At 41.5% G+C, this 11,396-nt stretch carries 11 protein-coding genes; 5 read left to right on the top strand and 6 right to left on the bottom strand.

The window, feature by feature from the left end:
- The 3 genes from JWQ54_RS20230 to JWQ54_RS20220 form a co-directional block, all read right to left on the bottom strand.
- Nucleotides 1-146 (bottom strand): GIY-YIG nuclease family protein (locus tag JWQ54_RS20230; RefSeq protein WP_299588601.1); only part of this gene is annotated, 146 nt, incomplete at its 3' end.
- Between the two features lie 169 nt (nucleotides 147-315).
- Nucleotides 316-675, bottom strand: a complete 360-nt coding sequence (locus JWQ54_RS20225) for an MmcQ/YjbR family DNA-binding protein (RefSeq protein WP_299588596.1) — start codon at nucleotides 673-675, stop codon at nucleotides 316-318.
- A gap of 1 nt (nucleotide 676) precedes the next feature.
- A complete protein-coding gene (locus JWQ54_RS20220; RefSeq protein ID WP_299588595.1) occupies nucleotides 677-1,414 on the bottom strand; it encodes a hypothetical protein in 738 nt (245 codons plus the stop codon).
- A gap of 89 nt (nucleotides 1,415-1,503) precedes the next feature.
- Between JWQ54_RS20220 and pepT the strand changes: the two genes are divergently transcribed.
- The gene (gene pepT, locus JWQ54_RS20215) at nucleotides 1,504-2,757 is read left to right on the top strand and encodes a peptidase T (RefSeq protein WP_299588592.1); all 1,254 of its coding nucleotides are present in this window, start codon (nucleotides 1,504-1,506) and stop codon (nucleotides 2,755-2,757) included.
- Between the two features lie 94 nt (nucleotides 2,758-2,851).
- On the opposite strand, the gene JWQ54_RS20210 is transcribed toward pepT, so the two are convergent.
- Both JWQ54_RS20210 and JWQ54_RS20205 read right to left on the bottom strand, forming a co-directional pair.
- A complete protein-coding gene (locus JWQ54_RS20210; RefSeq protein WP_299588589.1) occupies nucleotides 2,852-4,102 on the bottom strand; it encodes a peroxiredoxin in 1,251 nt (416 codons plus the stop codon).
- Between the two features lie 27 nt (nucleotides 4,103-4,129).
- The gene (locus JWQ54_RS20205; protein ID WP_299588586.1) at nucleotides 4,130-5,269 is read right to left on the bottom strand and encodes an acyl-CoA dehydrogenase; all 1,140 of its coding nucleotides are present in this window, start codon (nucleotides 5,267-5,269) and stop codon (nucleotides 4,130-4,132) included.
- A gap of 658 nt (nucleotides 5,270-5,927) precedes the next feature.
- On the opposite strand from JWQ54_RS20205, the gene JWQ54_RS20200 reads away from it, so the two are divergent.
- The 3 genes from JWQ54_RS20200 (at nucleotide 5,928) to JWQ54_RS20190 (ending at nucleotide 9,167) form a co-directional block, all read left to right on the top strand.
- Nucleotides 5,928-7,979, top strand: coding sequence for a M13 family metallopeptidase (locus tag JWQ54_RS20200; RefSeq protein ID WP_299588584.1), 2,052 nt, complete (start codon nucleotides 5,928-5,930; stop codon nucleotides 7,977-7,979).
- Nucleotides 7,980-8,062: 83 nt separating this feature from the next.
- Nucleotides 8,063-8,665, top strand: coding sequence for a nicotinamide riboside transporter PnuC (gene pnuC, locus JWQ54_RS20195; protein ID WP_299588581.1), 603 nt, complete (start codon nucleotides 8,063-8,065; stop codon nucleotides 8,663-8,665).
- A gap of 76 nt (nucleotides 8,666-8,741) precedes the next feature.
- Nucleotides 8,742-9,167 carry a DUF5990 family protein gene (locus tag JWQ54_RS20190; protein ID WP_299588578.1) on the top strand — a complete coding sequence of 142 codons (426 nt, stop codon included), beginning with the start codon at nucleotides 8,742-8,744 and terminating at the stop codon, nucleotides 9,165-9,167.
- A 67-nt stretch (nucleotides 9,168-9,234) separates the two neighbouring features.
- Here the strand turns inward: JWQ54_RS20190 and efp are convergent, their stop codons facing one another.
- Entirely contained in the window at nucleotides 9,235-9,798 is a 564-nt protein-coding gene (gene efp / locus JWQ54_RS20185) for an elongation factor P (RefSeq protein WP_299588577.1), read from the bottom strand.
- Between the two features lie 209 nt (nucleotides 9,799-10,007).
- Between efp and JWQ54_RS20180 the strand changes: the two genes are divergently transcribed.
- Nucleotides 10,008-11,264 (top strand): aminotransferase class I/II-fold pyridoxal phosphate-dependent enzyme, encoded by a 1,257-nt coding sequence (locus tag JWQ54_RS20180; protein ID WP_299588574.1) that lies wholly within the window; start codon nucleotides 10,008-10,010, stop codon nucleotides 11,262-11,264.
- Nucleotides 11,265-11,396 lie beyond the last annotated feature (132 nt).

The raw sequence follows: 11,396 nt of genomic DNA, 5'->3' as shown, positions 1-11,396 counted from the left end.
ATTTTTACCGGTCTTCTTTTAAAAGTATAAGCTTTAGGGTCAATACCTGTTTGATGATCATATAATCTACTTTCCAAATTATTGGTAATACCTGTATAATAGGAATTATCCCTGCAAAGCAATATGTGTACAAAATATTGGTTCATCGTAATGATTGTTCTCCATTAAAGCATCTTCATTTCCCCGCGCACGTCGTGGTTCGACAAGCTCACCATGACAGGCCGGTTATCGCTCCCACAAGCATCTTCATTTCCCTGCGCATGTCGCGGTTCGACAGGCTCACCATGGCGGGCCATCGTTTTTGCTCCAATTATCTTATTGATTACCCTCAACAATTTCCTCCTGCAGTTTTTTAGGGAGGCCCTTAAATACCAAATCGTAGGAGTGATCTATCATTTGGTGGAGCTGTTTGCTGGTTAGTGAGCCATCCATATAAACCGTGTTCCACATTTTTTTATTCATGTGGTAGCCGGGCTGTACCTCAGTGTATTGCTCCCGTAATTCAACTGCCAGTTCCGGATCGCATTTTACATTAAAGTTATTGCCGGCAGTAATGCCGGTAAGTAAAAACATTTTACCGGCAACTTTAAAAACCAGCGTATCCTCTCCAAAAGGTAAACCTTCGGTAGCTGCAGGCTTTTTAAGGCAGTAATCGCGAAGTTCTTCAATATTCATCTTAAAATCCGTACTCTTTAACCAGTTTGTTGTATGATACCGTTGTGCCAAAGAAATATTTAAACCCAATTGTAAATTGCCGGTATTGGTTAGTGGCATTGTTTTTAAATTTCGAGGTCGGGTCATCGTACCCATCCAAACCCTCGCCAAAAACAAGGTTATGTACATAGCCAATATCAATTGCCCAGCCCGGCTGGTCATATGAATCAAAGATCTTAAATTCATAGCCAAACCTTAAAGGAATTGCATAATTGGTGCTTTGATCGGACCCGGGGAAAACATAAGTAAGTGGCCCGTTAGCTAAAATCACATTGGTGCGCTGAACGGTATTGTTGTTTCTTACCAGTCCAATACCTGATCCAACATAAAAGTTTTTTACAACATTTAAAAACCAGCCATTTCCGTAATCAATAAAAGAGCCTAACTGAACATCGGCATGCAGGTAAAGCGCAATAAAATTATTGGTAAACTTCCGGCCAAACCTGTCTTTATCAACAGTTAAACCGCCACCGGATAATTTGCCCTTTTGAATTTCGAGCTCAATAGGTAAATAGGGATTGTAATTATAAGTTAGGTTTGCGTTAAAACCGATACTATTGTTTTGCCGGGGAACATTGGTATAACCGCGTTCGTAGCTTGCGCCAGCCCCAATGCCAAATTGATAGTAATTATAACCAGCCTGGGCTTTTGCTCCAATTGCCGCAATTACTCCAAAAAAAAATAAAATATATATTTTCAAAGGTTAAATGTTGATCAATATTTACAATTTTGGGGTTGAATTATTCTGTTCCCTCAAAATTAAAAATTTTAGTGACATAATTGCTTAATATGAATGTTAAATCATTGCTCAGCTTTACCGTTACTGACAGGTTTTTGCGGTACGTAACCATCGATACCCAGTCGGATCCGGCTTCTGAATCTATCCCGTCAACAGAAAAACAAAAAGACCTTGCGCGCGTGCTGGTAAATGAATTACTGGACATGGGCGTTTCTGATGCCCACCTGGACGATTTTGGCTACGTGTATGCAACCATACCGTCAAATACTGATAAGGAGAATGTGCCGGTGATTTGTTTTTGCTCGCACATGGATACCGCGCCTGATTGCAGTGGCACCGGCGTAAAACCAATTGTTCATAAAAACTACCAGGGTGCCGATATTATTTTGCCGGATGATCCATCACAGGTAATAAAGCTGAAGGATCACCCGGATCTTAAAAATCAGCTGGGGAACGACGTGGTTACCGCCAGCGGCACAACCCTACTGGGTGCTGATAACAAAGCCGGGGTCGCTGAGATCATGGATGCCTGTTACCAGCTGATCAATAATCATGAAATAAAGCATGGCAAAGTCAGGATCCTGTTTACGCCAGATGAAGAGATTGGCCGGGGAGTAGACAAGGTTGACATTGAAAAGCTTGGCGCTTATGCAGGTTATACCATGGATGGCGAAAGTGCCGGAAATATGGAAAACGAAACATTTTCTGCGGATGGGGCAAAGCTTATAATTAACGGCATAAGTGCGCATCCCGGTTTTGCAAAGGGCAAAATGGAAAGCGCCATAAAAATTGCCGGGCAAATAATTGCTGCCCTGCCTTTTGAGCTATCGCCCGAAGGGACGGAAAACAAACAAGGCTTTGTACATCCGGTAGCAATTGAAGGCCATGTGGAAACAGCAAGCATTGATTTTATTATCCGCGATTTTGATGATGATAAGCTTACCGCACATGCAGATGTGATCCGTAAAATAGCGGATAATGTATGGCGCCAATTCCCTTCATCAACTTATGAACTGCAGGTAAAGCCGCAGTATCGTAACATGAAAAGTATGCTGGATAAGCATCCGCAAATAGTTGAATATGGTATGGAGGCAATGAAAAGGGCGGGCTTAAATGCAAAGCTATGCAGCATCCGTGGCGGTACTGATGGCTCGCGCCTTTCATTTATGGGCCTGCCATGCCCTAATATTTTTGCCGGCGAACATGCATTCCACAGCAAGCAGGAATGGGTGTCGGTACAGGATATGCAAAAAGCCGTTGAAACCATTTTGCATTTATGTATGGTGTGGGAGGAGCGGGAATGATGTGCGGATTTCGGATGTGCGGATGTGCGGATATGCAGATGTCCGAATTTAATTTTTTCATTCGCACATCAAAAATCCGCACATCCGCACATTATTACCCTTTCTCTGCCAGCAAATCTTCCGTCAGTTTATCAAACTCTACAACAAATTCAGTGTAATGCTTGCCTGTACCAGGGCCATTAAAACCTGTATGGATTTTGCGTACGTTACCCTTTTTATCAATAATAATGGTAGTAGGGAAGCCTTTAAAATCAGCCAGCGTGGGCAGACTTTTCATAGGATCACCTTTTGAAGGGGTATAGCCTGTTATCAGCAAAGGATATGGCACCTTGAAATGATCTTTTAACTGTGCCAGTGTTTTTTGCGATTTTTTGAAATCGGTGGTGCGCTCATAAGCCAGGCCAACTACTTCAACGCCTTTAGCGTGATATTTTTTGTAATAGCCGCTATTGATAATAAAGTTGGTTTCATCCATACAGTTGGGGCACCATGATCCCAACATCTGTACAATAACAACTTTGTTTTTAAAACGGGCATCGCTCAATGAAACCTCGCGGCCGTTAACATCCGGAAAGGTGAAAGCAATCTTTTTATGGCCCGGTTTCAGGGCGGTTAATGAGTATGCGTCGGGTAATTTCGCATTAGCATTTTTTACAGCAGTCCATTTTGTAAAGGCAGAGTAGCCAGAATAATTTTCACCATCACTAATTACTTTGCCATCATTAATTTTGGCAGTAAATAAAAAGGCATGGCAGCCATCAAAGCACGAAAGGTAAAGTCTGTCGCCGGATACTGAGCCTTCCAGGTACCGGTAATCGCCGGTGGTGCTTAAAAAAGTGCCGGTTAGCTTATTGCCGGTTTGTTTAAATTCACCAACAAGCTCATCGCGGCCTGGAGTGCCTTCGCCAAAAACAGCCGCCCACCTGCCGGTAATATCAAATGCCGGTTTCTGCGGATCTTTTAAAAATCGCCAGGGGGTATTCGGTACAGCATTAAATGGGAGGGCTGAGTCATGGTCGCCCAAATGCCTTATCCAGTTACCGCTTAGGTTATCACCCAGTAGCTTCAGCCTGAATTCGGAATCAAACAAAGGCATTTTTACAAATACTGAATCGCCTTTGATTTTTACATCAGGCACTTTGTAATGCTCTGTGCCATTTATAATGGTTACTTGCTGATGACCGGCAACATTAGTTACTTCAAAATTGAAAGGCAGCTCATGCTTACTTTCGTTTTTTAATGTTCCGCGCCAAATGCCGGTCTTTAGCTTGGTTTGGGCGGATGCAGAACTTAATATGGAAAATGCCAATAAAGTTGATAGGATGAGTCGTGATTTTAATAACATACCCAAACCTATTAAATTTTTACCAAATTATTTTAGCACCTCCCTTGAAATGACAATTCTTTGAATTTCAGAAGTCCCCTCGTAGATCTGGGTTATCTTGGCGTCGCGCATCAGGCGTTCCACATGGTATTCCTTTACAAAACCGTACCCGCCGTGGATCTGAACTGCTTCAACTGTAGTGCGCATAGCCACTTCGCTTGCAAATAGCTTTGCCATTGAGCTGGCTTGTGCATATGGCTGGCCCTGGTCTTTTAACCATGCTGCTTTAAGGCATAATAAGCGGGCAGCTTCAATTTCTGTGGCCATATCGGCCAGCTTAAACTGCGTGGCTTGCAGATCGGCAATTGTTTTTCCGAAAGCTTTCCGCTCCTTTGAATAATTAAGCGCCAGCTCATAAGCACCTGATGCAATGCCCAATGCCTGTGCGGCAATACCTATCCGTCCGCCTTCCAATGTATTCATGGCAAATTTAAACCCGAAACCATCATCGCCTATCCTGTTCTCTTTCGGAACTTTAACATCGGTAAACATCAGTGAGTGCGTGTCAGACCCGCGGATCCCCAACTTATTTTCTTTGGCACCTACTTCAAAGCCTTCCATGCCTTTTTCAACAATCAGGGCATTAATGCCGTGGTGCCTTTTTTCCGGATGCGTTTGTGCTATAACCAGGTAGGTTGAAGCAGAGTTGCCGTTAGTGATCCAATTTTTTACGCCGTTAAGCAGGTAATGGTCGCCCATATCAACAGCGGTAGTTTTTTGCGAGGTAGCATCTGATCCTGCTTCCGGCTCTGATAAGCAAAAGGCGCCTATTTTTTCGCCTTTAGCCAATGGCACCAGGTATTTTTCTTTTTGAAAATCATTGCCATACTTTTCAAGCCCGTAACATACCAGTGAATTATTTACCGAAACAACTACAGATGCGGATGCATCTATTTTTGATAATTCTTCCATAGCCAGCACGTAAGAAATGGCATCCATGCCGCTGCCGCCATATTTAGGCGAAACCATCATCCCTAAAAAACCAAGCTCGCCAAGCATTTTTACCTGCTCTGCCGGGAATTTCTGATGCTCGTCCCGCTCAATTACACCGGGTTTAAGTTCAGTTTGCGCAAAATCACGCGCTGCCTGGCGGATCATTATTTGTTCTTCGGTTAATTCAAAGTTCATCTGCTATTAATTCGGTCATCAAAAATAATATTATGCATGCATAGTAAAAAATATATACAAAAAAAAGAGAGCTTTTTTTGAAGCTCCCTTTCCCCTAATTAATTTAAACTATTGATTAAACCCAAAACAAAGAACAAAAAAACCTCAGCTTGGGCGTCTGAGAATTCAAAAACAAAGTTTTTCTATAGGTAGATGTTTTATCGTTTTTCACAGATTGTATGCAGGGCTGTTCAATTCAGAACAAATGTTAAGCCATAAAATTTTTATTTTTTTTGGCACCAACCCCATTCAGCATAAAAAATTTGAGTGATGCTAAATACTTTTATTAAAAACTCAGACTAGTATGTACGTGCTGATTTTAAACCGGTTAACAAATTCAATTATTAATTTTACAACCTGTAGCTATAAGTAGCTTTGAAAAGCACTGAAACTTAATTCCTATTAGCTATAAAAGAAATTCAAAACGTAACACGAATGTTACCTCTGTTGCGGCCCTAAAGTATCAACTTGATAAAGCTGAACAATAAAATGTATCCTTTTTTGATGTTTATTTGTTCTGAATTTCAAACAGATGGGATGAAATTCAGATTTATTGAAATATCTTGTCTGATATTTCATACACCTGTTGTATCATATTATCTACATTAAAATAAAATTGATGACTAAAAAATTTACGATACAAACGCTGCTCGCTTGCATCATTGGCACTTTAGTTATGTGTGCCTGTAATCATAAAACAAAAAACCATGCTGATAATGATGTAATATTTAAGGATCTGGATGCCTCTGTTAAGCCCGGCGACGATTTTTTTAAATATGCTAATAATGGCTGGCTCAAAAAAAACCCTATCCCGGCGGCATATTCGTCATGGGGTATTGGCAACGTGGTTATAGAGGAATTACGGGACCGGTTAAAAAAGATCAATGAAGAAGCTTTAACCGCAAACGCTGCAAAAGGCAGTAATACACAAAAGATCGGGGATTTTTATTTTAGCGGATTAGATTCCGTTAATATTGAAAAACAGGGTTTAAATCCGCTTAAAGCCGAATTGGAAAAAATTAACCAGGTAAAGGATGTTAAAAGCTTGGTTGATGAGTTTGCGCACCTTGAAACCATCGGAGTTGAAACACCCATTGCTGCCGGCGTTGGCCAGGATGCAAAGAACAGCAATAAAAACTTGCTGCAGCTTTTCCAGGGTGGTATAGGGCTGCCAAGTCGCGATTACTATTTTAATACGGATCCACATAGTGTTGAGATAAGGACCGACTACCAACAAAAGCATTTGCCTGTTATTTTTAAACTTTCGGGTTTAAGTCCGGATGAGGCAATTGCTGCAAGTAAAAAAACATATAACCTTGAAAAGTTTTTGGCAGACAGCTCCCGGAAATTGGAAGACCTGCGTGATCCTTATCATAACTATAACAAAATGACCGTGGCCGGACTCAGCAAGCTTACACCGGCAATTGACTGGCAAGGTACATTTGATAAAATGGATTATAAAAATGTCGATACGGTTATTGTTGGTCAGCCTGAATACTACAGGGCATTAAACAAAGCACTGAATACTTATAGCATTGCCGACTGGAAAAATTACCTGCGCAAAAATCTTGTGATCTCATATGCATCGTACCTAAGCAAGCCCTTTGACGACGAGAACTTCAGGTTTTACGGAACAGTATTATATGGCAATAAAGAACAATTACCCCGCTGGAAACGCGTATTGGATACCGAAAATGGCTTAATGGGCGAAGTGTTAGGGCAAATTTTTGTGAAAGAATATTTCCCGGAGAAAACAAAGAAACGCTACGTAAACCTGGTTGAAGCCATGCGTGCCAGCTTTAAAGAACATATTGAAAAGCTGGACTGGATGAGCCGGCAAACCAAGGAAAAGGCTTTTGATAAGCTGGCAAAAGTTAGCCCTAAAGTGGGATACCCTGATCACTGGAAAGATTTTTCGACACTGACCATTGACCGCGGACCTTATGCCTTAAATGTAATGCGTGCAAATACTTTTTGGCACAGGTACGAAGCTAATAAATTGGGCAAACCGGTTGACCGTACCGAATGGGGTATTACACCGCAAACTTATAATGCCTATTATAATCCGTCAAATAACGAGATCGTATTGCCGGCTGCACAGTTCCTTATTCCGGGTGTTAAGGATGAGGATGTTGACGATGCTGTAGTTTATGGCTATGCAGCAGCATCAACTATAGGCCACGAAATGACGCATGGCTTTGACGATGAGGGCCGCCAGTTTGATGCAAAGGGAAACCTGAAAGAATGGTGGCAGCCACAGGACTCGATTAAGTTTACCCAACGCGCCCAGATGCTTATTAACCAGTTTAATGGTTATAGCGCTTACGGCCTGCATGTAAATGGTAAAGCTACGCAGGGCGAAAATATTGCCGACCTTGGTGGGATTGTTATAGGGCTGGATGCCTTTAAGAAAACCGATCAGTACAAAGAAGGGAAATCAATAAACGGCTTAACACCTGTTCAAAGGTTTTTCCTGGGCTATTCATTGGGCTGGCTTGGGCAGGAAAGGAAAGAAGCACTATCAAGCCAGATCCTTACAAACGAACATGCTCCCGGCTTTATGCGCGTAAACGGGCCCTTTACCGATGTGCCCGAGTTTTATGAAGCCTTCCATATTAAAAAAGGCGATAAAATGTGGCTGGATCCGGATAAGCGTGTAAAGATCTGGTAGGAGCCGAAAAAGTCTGCAGCGTCCAAAAGAGCAGGTAGCTTCAGTACCGAACGTTTGGGCTATAAAATTTTTACCTTTGATCTATGGAAACTTTCCATGCCGTAACTGAGTGGCTGAAGCATCAAACATTGTTAGAAACGTTGGGTGTAATTACAGGTCTTTGGTGTGTTTACCTGGCTGCGCGTAATAACATTTTGAACTGGCCATTTGCAATAGTAAGTGTAGGCATATACATCTTTATTTTTTTTGATGCCCGGCTATATGCCGATATGGGTTTGCAATTTTATTTTATGGCCATGAATATTTATGGCTGGTACTACTGGAGCCGCAAAACAACAACTGAAAAGAAAACGCCTGTGGTATTGATAACAAAAAAAGAGATCATCTTTTCTGTTATAGCTATTATTATATTCACTTTTATATTGGGCTCATTGTTAAAATACACGCCTGCATCGTACCCTTACCTTGACAGTTTTTGTACGGCATGCAGTTTGGTTGCCCAGGTGTTTTTAGCCCGTAAAGTTTTAGAGAACTGGCTGATATGGATTTTTGTTGATATAATTTATGTAGGTATTTATATATTTAAGAACTTACATCTTACTGCAATTATGTATGCCATATATGTAGCCATAGCCTTATTGGGCTATATTGATTGGAAAAAAGATTATAAAAAACAAGTGGTTTGATTTTTTACTGATTGTTAATTTTTTAATGGTGTTCAGGAAGGCTTTGCCGTTTTGGATTTACTTTATTTATATAGCTATGAACCTCGATCTTTATATTGTTTTGCAAAAGCCACCCGCTAATGTCGATTTTGGGCTGCAAAAAGGGCACGGAAGTAAATATGAAACTATTCAAATCCAGCGTTCGGGCATGCAGGATCTGCATTTTAATTTAACCATTGAAGTTAAAGGCGACAAGCAAAAAGATGATCTGCCTGGCTTTGCGGGGCCTTTTGTACAGGGCGTACCATTAAACAAATTCATTTATATTGATATAGGCACCTTTGCCGGCCAGGAATCACTCTGGAGCCGCAGGCTTAAAATACCCTTAACCGGAATTACGTGGGATCTTATTGACCAGGCAGCTTCCGGCCTTGAAACATATGTACCGGGTACAGCAAAAGGCGGCGGTCCAAATTGTGCAACAGTAAAGCCTTTTGAAGGCTGGAAAGTAAAGACGCCTTAAACAAAAAAGCCCCCTAACGGAGGCTTTCAATATCATTAATCTCGCCTTTAGGGGCCAGGGGCTGACTTTACGCCTTTACTCTTTCCACATATGAGCCGGTAGCAGTATCAACTTTTACCTTATCACCAATATTAATAAATAACGGCACTTTTATTTCAGCGCCGGTTTCAACGGTAGCATTTTTTAAGGCACCGGTTGAGGTATCGCCTTTAACGGCGGGCTCAGTATAGGTGATCTCTAACTCGGCAGAACCGGGGATAGAGGCCATAATCGGTTCGTCGCTTTCAAAAGCAACAATAACATTCATGCCTTCCTTTAAAAACTTTACAGCCGGGCCAAAAAGTGCTTTTGGTACGTTATGCTGATCAAAAGTAGCGTTATCCATTATCACTAACGCATCGCCATCTTCATACAAATACTGATAGTCATTAGTTTCAACGCGGGCTATGGTTACATCTTCATCGGTACGGAAACGGTATTCAACCAGCTTGCCCGATTTAACATTACGCATGCGCGCCTGGTAAAAAGCACGTAAGTTGCCTGGCGTACGATGCAAAAATTCTTCTACCTGTAGCAATTCACCGTTAAAACGAATGATATTGCCATTTTTAATTTCAGATGCTTTTGACATAACAATATAATTGAGGCGCAAACTTAGGGAGTTAATGGCAAAGAAACAAGGGGGTTTAGCTGGAAGCTAAAAGACTAAAGCAGAAAGCTTTTCGGCTTTTAATTTGGTTTAGTAAATATGAAAGACCTTTTTCGCTTTAATCTTTTTGCTTTCAGCTTTTAGCTTAACTTTGCACATTCAAAATTAGCACATCTAATACGCACATCCACATGAGTGTTTCTTTATTAGCCCAAAATCTGCATGGGTCCGAAATTATAAAAATTGCAGGTGAAATAAACGAACTTAAACGCCAGGGACAAAATATTGCCAATTTAACCATCGGCGATTTTGACTCTAATATTTACCCTATTCCATCCCAGCTAAAACAAGGTATTGTTGATGCCTATGGTGATAATCAAACAAATTATCCTCCTGCCGATGGCGTGCTGAGCCTGCGCGAAAGTGTATCCTCATTTTTAAAAAGCAAGTTTAACCTGGATTATGCTGCAAATCAGATCCTGGTATCAGGCGGATCAAGGCCTTTGATCTACTCTATATTTTTAGCCGTTGTTGACCCGGGCGACAAGGTTGTTTTCCCGGCACCGTCATGGAACAACAATCATTATTGCGATCTGCTAAAAGCCGAGGCTGTAATTATTCCTACTTCGCCCGGGAATAATTTTATGCCTACAGCAAATGAGATAGCTCCGCATTTAAAAGGTGCTACTTTGCTGGCATTATGCTCGCCGCTTAACCCAACGGGCACCATGTTCACCAAAAAGGACCTGGAAGAGATCTGCGACCTGGTAATTGCCGAGAACAAAACCCGGAAGGCAGGCGAAAAACCGCTTTATCTATTGTACGATCAGATCTACTCACAACTAACGTTTGGTAACCACGAGCATTTTAACCCGGTTAGTTTACGCCCCGAATTAAAAGATGTAACCATTTTTGTTGATGGCGCATCAAAATGTTTTGCGGCAACCGGTGTACGTGTAGGCTGGGGCTTTGGCCCAACGGAGGTGATTAGTCACATGAAAGCTATTGTGGGCCATATGGGTGCATGGTCGCCAAAGGCTGAGCAAGTTGCTATGGCTAAATTTTTAAGGCAGGACGATAATGTAAACGCTTACCTTACTAAATTAAAAGGCAATATTCAAACCAGCCTTAATACACTCTACCAGGGCTTTCAGCAATTAAAATCTGAAGGGTTTAATGTTGATTCCATTGAGCCGATGGGTGCCATTTACCTTACTATAAAAGTTGATTATGCCGGCAAAACCACACCAGATGGTGTCGTTTTAAAATCATCAGCAGACATTAACTTTTACCTGATCAAAGAAGCGAAAGTAGCCTTTGTGCCATTCGCTGCCTTTGGTACTGACGATGATATGCCATGGTTCAGGGTATCAGTTGGTGCAAGCACACAGGAAGAGATCCGGCAGCTTATTCCAAGGATAAAAGAAGCGCTGGCGAAATTGAAATAGTTGGTGATTCATAGCAAGCAGCGCTTCAACATCACATTATAATAGAGAATAAGTCTCTATAAAAGAAGATACGCCCTTACAACTTAAAAAAGTTGTAAGGGCTTTTTAAGTTTTATGATTATTGAAAATGTT

Source organism: Mucilaginibacter sp. (genome assembly GCF_028288225.1).
Lineage (GTDB): Bacteria > Bacteroidota > Bacteroidia > Sphingobacteriales > Sphingobacteriaceae > Mucilaginibacter.
This window is presented reverse-complemented; position numbering and strand designations above follow the sequence as displayed.